Raw genomic sequence first — 14,962 nt, forward strand, 5'->3', positions numbered from 1 at the left:
AGGTGGACGCCAGGTAGCGTCCTGTGCCAGTTCACCCTTGTGGACTACACCACAACGGCACCGCCCGTAGTGGACCACCACCTTCCTACAACGGATCGTCCGGCACGTTCCTGCCGGTAGAAGGGGGCCCATTCACCATGGCCACTGTCCAGTTCGACAAGGCGACCCGGATCTACCCGGGTTCCGAGAAGCCCGCCGTCGACGCGCTCAACATCGACATCGAGGACGGCGAGTTCCTCGTCCTGGTCGGTCCGTCCGGCTGCGGCAAGTCCACCTCGCTCCGGATGCTCGCGGGGCTCGAGGACGTCAACTCCGGCACCATCCGGATCGGTGACCGCGACGTCACCCACCTGCCGCCGAAGGACAGGGACATCGCGATGGTGTTCCAGAACTACGCGCTGTACCCGCACATGACGGTCGCCGACAACATGGGCTTCGCGCTCAAGATCGCCGGTGTCAACAAGGCGGAGATCCGGCAGAAGGTCGAGGAGGCCGCGAAGATCCTCGACCTCACCGAGTACCTGGACCGCAAGCCGAAGGCGCTCTCCGGCGGTCAGCGCCAGCGTGTCGCCATGGGCCGCGCCATCGTGCGCGAGCCGCAGGTGTTCCTCATGGACGAGCCGCTGTCCAACCTCGACGCCAAGCTCCGCGTCTCCACCCGTACGCAGATCGCGTCGCTGCAGCGCCGGCTCGGCATCACCACCGTCTACGTCACCCACGACCAGGTCGAGGCCATGACGATGGGCGACCGGGTGGCCGTGCTCAAGGACGGTCTGCTCCAGCAGGTCGACACCCCGCGCAACATGTACGACCGGCCCGCCAACCTCTTCGTCGCCGGCTTCATCGGCTCCCCGGCCATGAACCTGGTCGAGGTCCCGATCACCGACGGCGGCGTGAAGTTCGGCAACAGCGTCGTCCCGGTCAACCGCGAGGCCCTCAAGGCCGCCGCCGACAAGGGCGACCGCACGGTGACGGTCGGTGTCCGCCCCGAGCACTTCGACGTCGTCGAGCTGGGCGGCGTCGCGGCCTCGTCCCTGTCGAAGGACACCGAGGACGCCCCGGCCGGTCTCGCCGTCTCCGTGAACGTGGTGGAGGAGCTCGGCGCCGACGGCTACGTCTACGGCACCGCCGAGGTCGGCGGCGAGCGGAAGGACCTGGTGGTCCGCGTCAACGGCCGCCAGGTGCCGGAGAAGGGCGCGCAGCTGCACGTCGTGCCGCGGCCGGGCGAGACCCACGTGTTCTCGACCTCCACGGGCGAGCGCCTCTCCGACTGACGCGCGTGACTGCCGCTCCCGGGTGACACCTTCGGGTTGAAACCCACGACAACCCGGGGCAATTCACCCAGGTTGACGAAAAGGGCCCCGCGACCTGCCGCGGGGCCCTTCTTCATGCCCTCCAGCCACCCCGGCGCACCGGACGTTTCGAGCAGTGTGCGTCAACACGTCACTCCGGGATGAAGGGCTCACCATCCCTCGATGAGGTGACTGAATGTCGCCCAATCATTACCGGGCGCTACCCTCACTCGCGTGAAGCACTCCACCACCCCACAGACGCGACGCGGCCGAGGCCCCGCCCGCCGGATCGGCCGCTCCCTCGCCCTCGTCCTGCCCGTCGTCCTGGTGCTCTCCGGGACCCTCGCGGTCACCCGAGTCAACTGGTCGGGGGCCTCCTCGAACTCGGTGCTCACCGCGTCCGACACCGCCGTGACCGGCACCGTGACCGGTGTCTCCCCCCACACCCGCGCCCGCGCCCCGCAGGACGTGCTGCGCGACCGGCTGATGACGGAACTCCAGGAGAAGGACCCGGGTGTCGCGCTCACCCACCTCCAGGAGGCCGTCAACGGGCGCCCGTCGCTGGCCCGGCACTGCTCCTCCATCGCCCGCGCCCTCGGCCGCGCCGCGGTCCGCATCTACGGACCCACGCAGGCGCAGTCGTACGCGCGCCCGGTGTGCGACACGTCCTTCGCCTCCGGCGTGCTGAACGCCGCGCACGGCTGACCGGCACGCACGCCGGAACGCCGCGCACCAACGAACACCGGGCACGGCCGACCGGCACGCGCATCCGCACGCCCCGCCCGGCAGCCCGGCACGCGTATCCGCACACCGTGCACGGCCGGCCGCCGCCCCCTCCATCCCCCGGCCGGGGAGCCCCGGCAGGGGGCGAGGGCGGTCACCGAACACGGAACGGCCGTGGACGAAGGCGGCGTGCGGGGCGCCGCGTACAGTTCGGTCATGACCCATCCGAACGCGGCGTCCCGCCCTGCTCAAGCCGTCATCCTGGCCGGTGGCCAGGGTTCCCGGCTGCGCCCCTACACCGACGACCGGCCCAAGCCGATGGTCGAGATCCCCGGTACGGGCACTCCGATCATCGGCCACCAGATCGCCTGGCTCGCCGAGGAGGGCGTGACGGACGTGGTGGTCTCCTGCGGCCACCTCGCCGAGGTCCTGCAGACCTGGCTGAAGTCGACGGCCCTGCCCGTCAAGGTCACCACCGTCGTGGAGACGGAGCCCCTCGGCCGCGGCGGCGGCCTGAGGTTCGCCGCCGCCCATCTCCCGCACCCCGATCGGCCCTGGTACGCCACCAACGGCGACATCTGGACCCGCTTCTCGCTGCGGGACATGGCGGACTTCCACACCGAGCGCGACGCGGTCGCCACCCTCGCGCTGGCCCGCCCGCGCCTTCCCTGGGGTGCCGTGAAGACGGACGGCTTCGGCCACATCACCGACTTCATCGAGGCACCGCCGTCCACCGTCGAGATCAACGCGGGCGTCTACGTCTTCGCCCCCGAGTTCGCCGGTCTGCTCCCGGAGCGCGGCGACCACGAACGGACGACGTTCCCCCGGCTGGCCCGCGAACGCCGCCTGGCGGGCTTCCCCCTCCCCCAGGGTGCCTACTGGCGCGCCATCGACACCGCGAAGGACCTCACCGAGGCCGCGAAGGAACTAGCCGCCCTGAACCGCTGACCCTCGTCCCCGCGGGCCCCCGGACCTCGGACGGGGCCGCGGCCGGGGCTTCGGCGCCGCCCTCTTACGCCGACGGGGTCCCGCACGTCGTGCGTGCGGGACCCCGTCGGCGTGCTTCGGTACGACTAGGCGGCTTCGTTCGGATGAGGTCGGATCAGGCCGCGGCGTCCGGTGCTGGGGGCACCTCCCACGCCGTTGAGGCTGTGGGGGAGCATCGCAAGGCGGAGGACCACCCGCGTACTGGATGTACTCGGGTGGTCCGACAACGCGGCGAGGTGCCGTGCCGGGCGTCGCGGCCCCGGGCTGATCCGGACGAAGCCCCCTGGGCCCTCTCTTTCGGATCTTGCCGGGGTCGCGGCAGCCCTAGCCCAGAAGGCCGCCCACCAGGCCCGGCTGGCCGGAGGAGGTGCCGGTGGAACCCTGGCCGGCGCCGGAGCCCGTGCCGCCGGTCGCGGAGCCGCCGGAGGTCGGGCCCGAGCTGGTGCTGGGGGCCTGCTGGACCGGGGCGGAGTGGCGCGGCGGGGTCTGGCCGGTGCCCTGGGTCTCGCTGGGCGAACCGCCGCCGGCGGTACCGCTCTCGCGGGAGCCCGGTGTGGTCGCCGGACCGCCGGACGGGCTGGCCGACGAGCCGTCCCGGGTCGGCGAGGTGGAGGCCGACGGCGCCTTCTTCTGCCCCTGCCGGGGCTCCTGCGGGAGCGGCGAGCCGGGCAGTTCGTTGCGCGGGGCCTCGCCGGGGCCGGGCACGACCACCCGGCCGGCGTCACGGACCGCGCCGCCGAGCAGCGACCCGACGAGCAGCGTGAGCCCGGCGACGACGAGGGTGAGCAGGGCGCCCCGGCGCAGCACGAACCGACGCAGCTCCCAGATGTCGGAGCGCGGGCCGAGCCGCCGCCAGGCGGAGGCGGCGAGACGGCCGTCGACCGAGTAGACGGGGGCGCCGGCGATGATCAGCGGCGACCAGGCGGCGAGGTAGATGATGTCGGGCGCGTCATAGGCGGGGACCGTCTTCCAGCTGACGGTGACGATGAGCGCGGCCGAGAGCAGCGCACCGCCGATCGCGGCGACCCGCTGCCAGCAGCCCAGCACCGTCAGGACGCCGACGACCACCTGCAGGAAGGCGATGACGAGCCCGGAGCCGACCGGGTGGTGGAGCGCGAACTGGCGCAGCGGCTCGGCCACTTCCCACGGGTGCAGGGTGTTGAGCCACTTCACCATCGAGCCGCGCTTGCCCCCGTCGAAGTAGAGCGGGTCGCACAGCTTGCCCATGCCGGCGTAGATGGAGATGAAGCCGAGGAAGATCCTCAGGGGGAGCAGGACCACCCCGAGGTTCATCCGGCGGCCCGGATAGTAGGCGTGCCGGGCCGGGTCGTCGGCGTGCCGCCGGCCTCGGCCGAACTCGTCCTCGGCCGGCTCGTCGAGGTCGTCGTCCGCGAAGTCGTCCTGGTCGTAGCCGGGTTCGGCGTGACCGGGGCCTGCGTAGGCGCGATCGCCGTAGGGTGACCCGCCGTACGGCGTTTCCCCGTATGCCGGGTCGCCGTACGCCGGGTCGCCGTACGCCGGGTCGCCGTAGGTGGGTTCGCCGTAGGTGGGTTCGCCGTAGGTGGGTTCGCCGTAGGTGGGTTCGTCGTAGGTGGGTTCGTCGTACGCGCTGCCGACGGTACGCATGTGCGGCAGGAGCCGGGTCCCGCCGGACCCGGGCGTGCGCTGGGCGCCCACGACGGGCGTCTCGACGGTCTGGTCCGGATCGCCGTAACCGTCGCGGCCGTAGCCCTGGCGGCCGTGGTCCTGCCGGCCGTAGTCCTGGCGGCCGTAGTCCTCGTCGACGCCGATGCGTGGGATGAGCCGGGTTGCCCCGGGGTCGGCGGACGGCTCGTCGGAGTACCGGACGCTCCCGCTCCGGGCGGCCTGCAGCAGTCGGTGCGCGCCGGTGTCGTCGGGCGCGGACCTGCCGCTCCAGACGACCGGACGGCGGTGGGCGGCGGCCCCGGCCCGGCGGGCCGTGCCGGCCACGGGCACCCGGAAGGGGTCATCCGTGGCGCTCGGGTGGCGGGCGACGCGCGCGGACTGGACACGCCGCGTCGCGGCGCCCAACTGCACGCGGAAACTGGCGTGGTTGACGATGACCTGCGCCGGATCGCTCGGCACCTTCACCATGCTCAGCGCGGGAGCGTCGTCGATTCCCGACGAGCGGTCCCCCGTGGGTGTGCGGGGTGTTCTGGTGTCCACACTCATCTAACCGAGTGATGTGGAGTTAGGACACTGCCTTGACCCCGCCGGAACTGTCCGGACCGCGTCAAGGTTGTACCGCTCGCCCTGATTTACCCGGGTGGGTGACCGGACGGACTCCCGTTCGGCCACCCGGCCCCGGCCGGTTCAGGCGCGCCTGCGGGCCGCCTCGTACAGCACGATGCCCGCCGCCACACCGGCGTTGAGCGACTCGGCGCCGCCGGGCATCGGGATCCGCACCCGGAAGTCGCAGGTCTCGCCGACGAGCCGGGACAGCCCCTTGCCCTCACTGCCGACCACGATGGCGACCGGGCCCCCCAGGGCCTCCAGGTCGCCCAGCTCGACCTCGCCGTCCGCGGCGAGACCGACCACCGTGATGCCCGCCTTCTTGTACGCCTCCAGCGCGCGCGTCAGGTTGGTGGCGCGGGCGACGGGCGTCCGGGCCGCCGCACCGGCGGAGGTCTTCCAGGCACCGGCGGTCATGCCGGCCGCGCGCCGCTCCGGGACGACGACGCCGTGGCCGCCGAAGGCGGACACCGAGCGGACGACGGCGCCCAGGTTGCGCGGGTCGGTCACCCCGTCCAGGGCCACGATCAGCGGGTCCGCGCCCTCGTCGTACGCGGCCTCGGCGAGGTCCTCGGGGTGGGCGTACTCGTACGGCGGGACCTGGAGGACGAGTCCCTGGTGGTTGAGCCCGTTCGTCATCCGGTCCAGCTCCGGGCGCGGGGCCTCCATGAGGTTGATGCCGCCGCGCTCGGCCGCGAGCTGGAGTGCCTCGCGGACCCGCTCGTCGTTGTCGATGAACTGCTGGACGTAGAGCGTCGAGGCGGGCACGCCCTCGCGCAGCGCCTCCACGACCGGGTTGCGGCCGACGACCAGTTCGGAGGTGGAGCGCCCGCCACCGCGGCGCTGCTGCGGGCGCCCCTGGGCGCGGCGGACCTTCGACGCGGCGGCGCGCTGCTTGGCGTGTCCCTTGCGCATCTCGGCGGGGGGCGTGGGGCCCTTGCCCTCCAGGCCCCGGCGCCGCTGGCCGCCACTGCCGACCTGCGCGCCCTTCTTGCCGGACATGCGACGGTTGTTCGCGGCCATGACCTACCTGTCTCTGTGTTGCGTTCGAATGCGTACGTCTATGCAGTGTGCCGCCCGGAAGGCCGGGCGGCACAATCGATCACCCGCTCGAAGCGGGATCAGCGGGGGCCGAGGCTCCAGCGCGGTCCCTGCGGGCTGTCCTCGATGACCAGTCCGGACTGGTTGAGCTGGTCGCGGATGGCGTCCGCGGTGGCCCAGTCCTTGCGGGCGCGGGCGGCCTCGCGCTGGTCCAGCACCATCCGGACCAGGGTGTCGACCGCCCCGTGCAGGTCCTCGCCGCGGTCGCCCTCGCCGGCCCAGTGCGGGTCCAGCGGGTCGAGGCCGAGGACGCCGAGCATGGCGCGCACCTCGGCGAGGCGGGCGACGGCGGCCTCCTTGTCGTCGGCGGCCAGCGCGGAGTTGCCCTGCCGGACGGTGGTGTGCACGACGGCCAGCGCCTGCGGGACGCCCAGGTCGTCGTCCATCGCCTCGGCGAAGGCGAGCGGGACCTCGGCGGCCGGCTCGACCGCTCCCCCGGCCTTCTCCACCACGCGCTGCACGAAGCCCTCGATCCGCGCGAACGCCGACTCGGCCTCGCGCAGCGACTCCTCGCTGTACTCGATCATCGAGCGGTAGTGCGGGGTGCCGAGGTAGTAGCGCAGGACGATGGGGCGCCACTGCTTGACCATGTCGGCGACCAGCACGGAGTTGCCGAGCGACTTGGACATCTTGTCACCGGCCATGGTCACCCAGGCGTTGTGCACCCAGTACCGGGCGAACTCGTCGCCGAAGGCCTTGGCCTGGGCGATCTCGTTCTCGTGGTGCGGGAAGATCAGGTCCAGGCCGCCGCCGTGGATGTCGAAGGCGGAGCCCAGGTACTTGTGCGCCATCGCGGAGCACTCCAGGTGCCAGCCCGGCCGCCCTCGGCCCCACGGCGTGGGCCAGGAGGGCTCGCCCGGCTTGGCGCTCTTCCACATCGCGAAGTCGCGCGAGTCGCGCTTGCCGCTCTCCCCCGTGCCCGAGGGCTGCTGGAGGTTGTCCAGCTCGTGGCGGGACAACTCCAGGTAGCCGGGGAAGGAGCGCACGTCGAAGTAGACGTTGCCGTCGGCCGCGTAGGCGTGCCCGCGGTCGATGAGCGTCTGCATCATCTCGACCATCTCCGGCACATGGCCGGTGGCGCGGGGCTCGTAGGTGGGCGGCAGGCAGCCGAGGGCGGTGTAGCCGTCGTCGAACGCGCGCTCGTTCTCGTAGCCGATCGACCACCACGGACGGTTCTGCTCGTGCGACTTGGCGATGATCTTGTCGTCGATGTCCGTGACGTTGCGGATGAACGTCACGTCATAGCCGCGGTACGCGAACCAGCGGCGCATGATGTCGAAGTTGAGCCCCGAGCGGATGTGCCCGATGTGCGGTGCCGCCTGCACGGTGGCGCCACAGAGGTAGATCGAGACGCAGCCCGGCCGGAGCGGGGTGAAGTCACGGATCTGCCGGGCGCTGGTGTCGTACAGGCGAATAGTCACCACTCCAGGGTAGTGGGCCCCGGACAGTGCCCCATGCCCCTTCCCGCGCGTGGCCACCGTTTCGTGACGTCGCCCGCCTCACAGCGCCGGGCCGGCTTCCGCGGGGCGCACACGGCGCTCCTCACAGGCTCCCGACGATCTTGCGCGGGGTGATCCGCACGACCACCCGCTCCGCGTCCTGCGCCGAGGCCGGGTTGAACTCCGCGTACTCCTTGCCGGTGTACTTCAGGGAGAGCTCGTCGATGAGTTCCCGGCCGCCCCGCGTGGTCATCTCCGCGGACCCGCGGATCTCGGCGTACTCGTAGGGCGAGCGGGGGTCCAGGACGACGACGTCGACACGGGGGTCGGCGTCCAGGTTCTTCTTCTTGCGGCGGTCGACGGTGGTGGAGAACAGGAGCTGGTCGCCATCCCGTTTCACCCAGACCGGCGACATCTGCGGGCTGCCGTCGGGCTGGAGGGTGCCCACGACGGCGAAGACGGGGCTGTCGAGGAGAGCCTTGAGCCGGTCGGACAGAGCGGCGGACATGGGGGTACCTCCGGAGATCTCGGTCGGCGGTGACTCTCCGGGTACCCTCGCACGCCCTCAGCGCACCCGCACCACGAGCGCCGTGGCCACCGCCATCAGCCCCTCGGCGCGGCCCGGGAAGCCGAGCCCGTCCGTCGTCGCGCCGGAGACGGACACCGGCGCCCCGGCCGCCTCGGACAGGAGCTTCTGCGCCTCGTCCCGCCGCTTGCCGACCTTCGGCCGGGGGCCCACGACCTGCACCGCGACGTTCCCGATCCGGAACCCGGCCGCCCGCACGATCCGCGCGGCCTCGGTCAGCAGGGTGACCCCGGACGCCCCCGACCACTCGGGGCGGCCGGTGCCGAAGTGCTGCCCGAGGTCGCCGAGCCCGGCGGCGGAGAACAGCGCGTTGCACGCGGCGTGCGCGACGACGTCGGCGTCGGAGTGCCCGGCCAGCCCGGGTCCCTCGCCCTCCCACTTCAGGCCCGCGCACCACAGCTCGCGGCCCTCCTCGAAGGCGTGGATGTCGGTGCCGATGCCGACCTGGGGCAGCGGTGCCTCCGCGAAGCCGGCGGGGGTCTCAGAAGCCATCGTTCAGCCTCCTGCGGGCCAGGACCGCCTCCGCGAGGACCAGGTCGAGGGGGCGGGTGACCTTGAAGGCCTCCTCGTGGCCGGGCACGGCCACCACCCGCTCGCCGAGCTGCTCGACCATGCTCGCGTCGTCGGTGACGTCGTCGGTGACCCTCTCGTGGGCGCGGACCAGGGTCGCCCGGTCGAAGCCCTGCGGGGTCTGCACGGCCCGCAGCCGCGACCGGTCCGGCGTCGCGACGACCGGCTCGGGCGCGCCGGGCTCCGTCGCGGGCTCGACCTGCTTGACCGTGTCCGCGAGCGGGAGCGCCGGGACGACGGCCCGCGCCCCGTCCCGTACCGCCTCGATGACCGCGTCGACGGTGTCGACGGGCACCAGCGGGCGGGCCGCGTCGTGCACGAGGACGACGTCGTGGCCGGGCGGCAGCGCCTCCAGGCCGAGCCTGACGGACTCCTGGCGCGACTCGCCGCCGGGAACGACGAGGACGTCGGTCCGGTCGGGCAGCGCGTGGACGTCCAGCAGGGACTTCACCTCGGCCGCGCCGTCGGGCGGGGCGACGACCACGACGAGGGAGACGGCGCGGGAGGCGGCCAGGGCGCGCACCGCGTGGACGAGCATCGGCGTGCCGCCCAGCGTGCGGAGCGCCTTCGGGGCGCCCGGGCCGAGGCGTACCCCGCGGCCGGCGGCCGGGATCACGGCGGCGACGGGCGTCACCCGCGGGCGGCCTGCCGGCGAAGGGCGCGAATCGTCAGACATCGGTTCCTGTTCAGGTTTGTGTGCTCGGCCTACGTGGGTATGGCCACAGGCAGCACCCCCGGCCCCCGGCCGGGGACGTGCCGGGCGCGACGCCTTGACCGGACCCTTCCGTGACCCCGGTCGAGCCGCTCGTCCGGGCCCGGCACGACAGTAGCGGGGGCTTTCCCCCGTGGACGTGGGCGTCGTCGTAGGACGTCGGCGTCCTGCGCGCGGGTACGAACATGCCGCAGCGCCCGGCGACTGAAGATGTCATCGGGCACCGCGGCATCGCAGTGTGCTGATCTGAGGCGGGTGTCGCAGCCTCGCGTCAGGACGCGCCTCGCGTCAGGACGCGAGAACCTCGTCGAGCAGGGCCTCGGCCTTGTCCTCGTTGGTGTTCTCCGCGAGAGCCAGTTCGCTCACCAGGATCTGGCGGGCCTTGGCGAGCATGCGCTTCTCACCGGCGGAGAGCCCGCGCTCGCGCTCGCGGCGCCACAGGTCGCGCACGACTTCCGCGACCTTGATGACATCACCGGATGCGAGCTTCTCCAGATTCGCCTTGTAGCGACGCGACCAGTTCGTGGGCTCCTCGGCGTACGGAGCGCGCAGCACCTCGAAGACCCGGTCCAGCCCGTCCTGACCGACCACATCACGCACGCCGACGAACTCCGCATTGTCCGCTGGCACACGCACCGTCAGGTCACCCTGGGCGACCTTCAGCACCAAGTAGGTCTTGTCCACGCCTTTGATCTGGCGAGTTTCGATAGCCTCGATCAGCGCGGCCCCGTGATGGGGATAGACCACGGTGTCGCCAACCTTGAACGTCATGTGACAGGTACCCCTTCCGTGGCTATCCAGGGTAACACGGATACGGCGTGTTCTGAATGGCGTTTTCGCAGGTCAGGGCATATCTCGGGGCTTGACAACAGCGACGGGGACGTGCTTCGGAAGGGTCGGGCGGGCCAAGAGGAAGCAGGTATTCGCAGGTCGGAGGGGTACTTCACGCGGAGTGAAACCCGTACGGTACACACATCCGGCGGCCCCTCCAAACGGCTGAACATCCCGATTTGTCTGGTTCCAGATGCTCGACTTCCGCTACTCCGTTCGGTGAGACGAGTCGCGTCCCGGACGATTCCGGAATTGATCACGACCGCCGCCACAAGCGCCGGCGAACGGCGGGTGATCAATTAACGGGACCTGCTCCGTTTTCCCGCACCGATAATCCCGGCCCGCGGTGCGGGGTCGTGCCACTGGGACTTATGTGAATGGAGGGTCGACACAGACCAATGTGACCGACGAGTCACATGTGAGCCTGGTGGCCAGAGGGGACAGAGGGTGAGTTCGGGCGCTCTCGGAGCACCCCGGCGGGCATAGGGGCGGGTCGGGTGCGAAGGCCCGGGAACGGCTCGGTAACCTAAGGCCGCTGACAGACACTTAGGGTGGCTTTATAAGGGGGCCACCCTGCTCCGCCCACGTTCAAGGAGTTGCCGCCGCCGTGAGCAGCAGCCTTCGACGCGGCGCCCTCGCCGCCGCCGCCATCGCGTTCTCGATCGCCTCGCTCGCCGCGTGCGGCGCCGGCAACAACGCCCAGACGCTCCAGGTCAAGCCCGACAACGCGGCCACCAGGGTCGGTGACATCGCGATCCAGAACGCGGTCATCATCACGCAGCCGGACACCTCGCAGACGAAGGGCCCGGCCGTCGTCTCCGCGACGCTCTTCAACTCCGGCAGCACCGACCAGACGCTGGACTCGGTCCGCGTCGGCGGCAACGGCACCGCCCAGATCACGCCCGCGAAGGGCCAGCGCAAGCTGGTCGTCCCGGCGGGCGGCTCCGTCGTCATCGGCGGCAAGGGCAACGCGTCGGCCGCGCTGACCAACCCGGGCCCGGCCGTCCAGAACGGCAACGCGCAGCAGCTGACCTTCAGCTTCAGCAAGACCGGTGACGTGAGCCTGCGCGCCTTCGTCGTCCCGGCCGTGAGCTACTTCGACAAGTGGGGCCCGAGCAACATCCCGGCGGCGCCGGGTGCCACGGGCTCGCCGTCGGCGTCCGCGTCGGAGTCCGGCAGGCCGTCGAAGCCCTCGAAGTCGTCGGCCGCCTCGCCGGCGGCGTCGGAGTCCGCCGGCACCACCGCGACCCCGAGCGACTCGGCCTCGCAGTCCGCGGCCGGCAACTGAGTCTCAGGACGAACGCCGAAGGGCGGCACCCTCGCGGAGAGGGTGCCGCCCTTCGGCGTTCGTACGGGCACGGGTCCCGGGCGCGGTCTACGGCTCGAACTTGTAGCCGAGGCCACGGACCGTCACCAGGTAGCGCGGGGCGCCCGGGTCCGGCTCGATCTTGGCGCGCAGGCGCTTGACGTGGACGTCCAGGGTCTTGGTGTCGCCGACGTAGTCCGCGCCCCAGACCCGGTCGATGAGCTGCATCCGGGTCAGCACGCGCCCGGCGTTGCGCAGCAGCATCTCCAGCAGGTCGAACTCCTTCAGCGGCAGGTCGACCTTGGAGCCGGAGACGGTGACCACGTGCCGGTCGACGTCCATCCGGACCGGACCGGCCTCCAGCGCGGCCGGGGTGACCTCCTCCGGCTCGCCGCGGCGGCGCAGCACGGCACGGATCCGGGCGACCAGCTCACGGGAGGAGAAGGGCTTGGTGACGTAGTCGTCGGCTCCTATCTCCAGCCCGACGACCTTGTCGATCTCGCTGTCCTTGGCGGTCACCATGATCACGGGAACGTTGGAGCGGCCGCGCAGCTGACGGCACACCTCCGTGCCGGGCAGGCCCGGCAGCATCAGGTCGAGGAGGACGAGGTCGGCGCCGTTGCGCTCGAACTCGTCGAGTCCGTCGGGCCCGGTGGCCGCGACGGCGACCTCGAAGCCCTCCTTGCGGAGCATGTACGACAGGGCGTCGGAGAAGGACTCCTCGTCCTCGACGACGAGCACTCGGGTCACGGAAGGACCTCCGGGGCGGGAAGCGAAGCATACGGGGATGACTCGGTGGACTGCCCGGCCTCGTCGTCGAGGGCGGGGTGCTGCTGTGCACGGTCGCGGGCCGCAGCCGCCTCCGGCAGCCGCAGGGTGAAGGTGGAACCCTGACCCTCGGCGCTCCACACCGTGACCTCCCCGCCGTGCGAGGCGGCCACGTGCTTGACGATCGCCAGTCCCAGGCCGGTTCCGCCGGTCGCGCGGGAGCGGGCCGGGTCGACGCGGTAGAAGCGCTCGAAGATGCGCTCCTTGTCCTTGTCCGAGATGCCGATGCCCTGATCGGTGACGGCGATCTCGATCATGTCCCCGCCGGGCGAGGTCACCGTGCGGGCGGCGATGCCGACACGGGTGCGGGCCGGGGAGTAGTTGACGGCGTTCTCGACGAGGTTGCCGAGCGCGGCGGCGAGCTGGCCGCGGTTGCCCCACACGTGCAGGTCGGCGGTGCCCCCGGCGGCCATCGTGATCTGCTTGGCGCCGGCCTGGTGCCGGCAGCGGTCGACGGCCTCGGCGACCAGTTCGTCCACGCGGACCGGCTCGGCGTCCTCGAGGGGATCGTCGTTCTGCACCCGGGACAGGTCGATGAGCTCCTGCACCAGGTTGGTGAGCCGGGTCGCCTCGATCTGCATGCGCCCGGCGAACCGCTCCACGGCCTCCGGGTCGTCGGAGGCGTCCATGACGGCCTCGGACAGCAGCGAGAGCGCGCCGACGGGGGTCTTGAGCTCATGGCTGACGTTGGCGACGAAGTCGCGGCGCACCGCCTCGATACGGCGGGCCTCGGTGAGGTCCTCCACGAGCAGGAGGACCAGCCGCGAGCCCAGGGGGGCGACTCTGGCGGAGACCGCCAAGGCCTCGCCCCGTCCGGTCCCGCGCCGCGGAAGGTCCAGTTCCACCTGGCGTATCTCGCCGTCCCGCCGGGTGTCCCGCGTCATCTGGATCATGGGCTCGACGGCGAGCTTGCCGCCGCGGACCAGTCCGAGGGCGTACGCGGCGGAGCTCGCCTTCACGACGCCGTCGGCCTCGTCGAGGACGACGGCGGAGGAGCGCAGGACGGACAGCACGGTGTCCACACCGGGCGGGAGCACCGCGTCGGTGTGCAGGGAAGTACGAGTCGGGCGCTTCTGCTCGCGCTCGCTCCAGCGGAACGCCAGCATGGCGATCACACCGGTGAGCACACCGGCGATCGCTGCCGCTGCGGCGACCGCCGCGTTCACGTCCATGCATCCAGGTTAGGCATGGGGTACGAGGTGACCACAGCCGTCCGAGTGCGAGCTCGAACACTCGTCGCCCAGAGTTCACCTTGGAGCCAGTATTGGTTCATTTGGGAGGGCGCAAACGGACGCGTACGGGCCGGAACGTGGGAGCGTGGGGTTCGTACCGCTGGTTAGACCAGGGGCTCCGGCCCCGAACCCCGAACGAAGACGCACGAGAGGGAAACCCTGATGCGGGACGCGTACCACGAGGAACTGGACTCGATCGGCGACGGTCTGGTGGAGATGGCCCGGCTGGTCGGGTCGGCGATCGGGCGCGCCACCACGGCCATCCTCGACTCCGACCTCAAGCTGGCCGAGAGCGTGATCGAGGCCGACAAGAAGGTCGACGAACTCCAGCACGACCTGGAGGCCAAGGCCATAGCCCTGCTGGCGCGCCAGCAGCCGGTCGCCACCGACCTGCGGATCGTCGTCACGTCGCTGCGCATGTCCGCCGACCTGGAGCGCTCGGGCGACCTCGCCCAGCACGTGGCCAAGCTCGCCCGGCTGCGCTTCCCGCAGCGCGCGGTCCCGCAGGACCTGCACGCGACGATCCTGGAGATGGGCCAGCTCGCGCAGCGCCTGATGGCGAAGGCGGCCGAGGTGATCGTGACCAAGGACGTCGACCTCGCTCTCCAGCTGGAGCAGGACGACGACGAGATGGACCTGCTCCACCGCACCCTCTTCCAGCACCTGATCGACGACCGCTGGAAGCACGGCATCGAGACCGCCGTCGACGTCACCCTGCTCGGCCGCTACTACGAGCGTTACGCCGACCACGCGGTGGCGGTGGCCAAGCGCGTGGTGTACCTGGTGACGGGCGAGCACGCGGACGAGATCCAGGCCGCGGACATCCCGCCGGTGGCGGGGGTCGAGGGGGCCTGACGCCGAGGGGGCTGCCTGGCCCGGGGTGCTCGGAGGGCTTGGGCCCGCCGCGGGCTTCCCGGGGCCCGGCGGGACCGCCCGACGCGCCCCGGCGCGGGCTGCCCCGGGGCCCGGCGGGACCACCCGACGCGGCACTCCTCGGGTCTGAACAGGCGCGAAGGGGTGGTGGCTGGGCGTGCACGAGCCACTGTGCGCCGTTGATGCGCCCAGTGCGGCGGGCATCCAATGGGCACAGGCACCAGCCTCT

The 14,962-nt window shown here is 71.8% G+C and carries 14 protein-coding genes; 5 read left to right on the forward strand and 9 right to left on the reverse strand.

From position 1 onward, the window contains the following. Positions 1-137: 137 nt before the first annotated feature. The 3 genes from ACF1A5_RS20165 to ACF1A5_RS20175 all read left to right on the forward strand — a co-directional run bounded on the left by ACF1A5_RS20165 (position 138) and on the right by ACF1A5_RS20175 (position 2,963). Positions 138-1,274 carry an ABC transporter ATP-binding protein gene (locus tag ACF1A5_RS20165; protein ID WP_392194218.1) on the forward strand — a complete coding sequence of 379 codons (1,137 nt, stop codon included), beginning with the start codon at positions 138-140 and terminating at the stop codon, positions 1,272-1,274. A gap of 252 nt (positions 1,275-1,526) precedes the next feature. After that, on the forward strand, positions 1,527-1,997 hold the full coding sequence (locus tag ACF1A5_RS20170) for a hypothetical protein (protein WP_392194219.1): 471 nt from the start codon (positions 1,527-1,529) through the stop codon (positions 1,995-1,997). A gap of 234 nt (positions 1,998-2,231) precedes the next feature. Further along, complete coding sequence (locus tag ACF1A5_RS20175) at positions 2,232-2,963, forward strand: NDP-sugar synthase (RefSeq protein WP_392194220.1); 732 nt, start codon at positions 2,232-2,234, stop codon at positions 2,961-2,963. 363 nt (positions 2,964-3,326) lie between these two features. Here ACF1A5_RS20175 and ACF1A5_RS20180 read toward each other — a convergent pair whose 3' ends face one another. The 7 genes from ACF1A5_RS20180 to ACF1A5_RS20210 all read right to left on the reverse strand — a co-directional run bounded on the left by ACF1A5_RS20180 (position 3,327) and on the right by ACF1A5_RS20210 (position 10,434). Beyond that, positions 3,327-5,195 carry a DoxX family membrane protein gene (locus tag ACF1A5_RS20180; protein WP_392194221.1) on the reverse strand — a complete coding sequence of 623 codons (1,869 nt, stop codon included), beginning with the start codon at positions 5,193-5,195 and terminating at the stop codon, positions 3,327-3,329. Between the two features lie 141 nt (positions 5,196-5,336). Continuing rightward, entirely contained in the window at positions 5,337-6,278 is a 942-nt protein-coding gene (gene rlmB, locus ACF1A5_RS20185) for a 23S rRNA (guanosine(2251)-2'-O)-methyltransferase RlmB (protein ID WP_392194222.1), read from the reverse strand. Positions 6,279-6,376: 98 nt separating this feature from the next. After that, entirely contained in the window at positions 6,377-7,777 is a 1,401-nt protein-coding gene (cysS, locus tag ACF1A5_RS20190) for a cysteine--tRNA ligase (protein WP_392194223.1), read from the reverse strand. 121 nt (positions 7,778-7,898) lie between these two features. After that, positions 7,899-8,303, reverse strand: coding sequence for a PPOX class F420-dependent oxidoreductase (locus ACF1A5_RS20195; protein ID WP_392194224.1), 405 nt, complete (start codon positions 8,301-8,303; stop codon positions 7,899-7,901). Positions 8,304-8,360: 57 nt separating this feature from the next. Continuing rightward, positions 8,361-8,873 carry a 2-C-methyl-D-erythritol 2,4-cyclodiphosphate synthase gene (gene ispF, locus ACF1A5_RS20200; protein ID WP_392194225.1) on the reverse strand — a complete coding sequence of 171 codons (513 nt, stop codon included), beginning with the start codon at positions 8,871-8,873 and terminating at the stop codon, positions 8,361-8,363. Continuing rightward, the gene (gene ispD / locus ACF1A5_RS20205) at positions 8,863-9,627 is read right to left on the reverse strand and encodes a 2-C-methyl-D-erythritol 4-phosphate cytidylyltransferase (protein WP_392194226.1); all 765 of its coding nucleotides are present in this window, start codon (positions 9,625-9,627) and stop codon (positions 8,863-8,865) included. Before ispD ends, ispF begins: the two co-directional genes overlap by 11 nt. 324 nt (positions 9,628-9,951) lie before the next feature. Beyond that, positions 9,952-10,434 (reverse strand): CarD family transcriptional regulator, encoded by a 483-nt coding sequence (locus tag ACF1A5_RS20210; RefSeq protein ID WP_003953493.1) that lies wholly within the window; start codon positions 10,432-10,434, stop codon positions 9,952-9,954. 667 nt (positions 10,435-11,101) lie between these two features. Between ACF1A5_RS20210 and ACF1A5_RS20215 the strand changes: the two genes are divergently transcribed. Then, positions 11,102-11,782 (forward strand): DUF461 domain-containing protein, encoded by a 681-nt coding sequence (locus ACF1A5_RS20215; RefSeq protein WP_392194227.1) that lies wholly within the window; start codon positions 11,102-11,104, stop codon positions 11,780-11,782. A gap of 87 nt (positions 11,783-11,869) precedes the next feature. Here ACF1A5_RS20215 and ACF1A5_RS20220 read toward each other — a convergent pair whose 3' ends face one another. After that, positions 11,870-12,550, reverse strand: coding sequence for a response regulator transcription factor (locus tag ACF1A5_RS20220; RefSeq protein ID WP_010358452.1), 681 nt, complete (start codon positions 12,548-12,550; stop codon positions 11,870-11,872). Then, positions 12,547-13,800, reverse strand: coding sequence for a sensor histidine kinase (locus tag ACF1A5_RS20225; protein WP_392194228.1), 1,254 nt, complete (start codon positions 13,798-13,800; stop codon positions 12,547-12,549). The genes ACF1A5_RS20220 and ACF1A5_RS20225 overlap by 4 nt, the downstream gene beginning before the upstream one ends. 222 nt (positions 13,801-14,022) lie before the next feature. Between ACF1A5_RS20225 and phoU the strand changes: the two genes are divergently transcribed. Further along, positions 14,023-14,715 carry a phosphate signaling complex protein PhoU gene (gene phoU / locus ACF1A5_RS20230; RefSeq protein ID WP_392194229.1) on the forward strand — a complete coding sequence of 231 codons (693 nt, stop codon included), beginning with the start codon at positions 14,023-14,025 and terminating at the stop codon, positions 14,713-14,715. Positions 14,716-14,962: the final 247 nt, after the last annotated feature.

It is taken from the genome of Streptomyces sp. NPDC014864, from assembly GCF_043081525.1.
Lineage (GTDB): Bacteria > Actinomycetota > Actinomycetes > Streptomycetales > Streptomycetaceae > Streptomyces.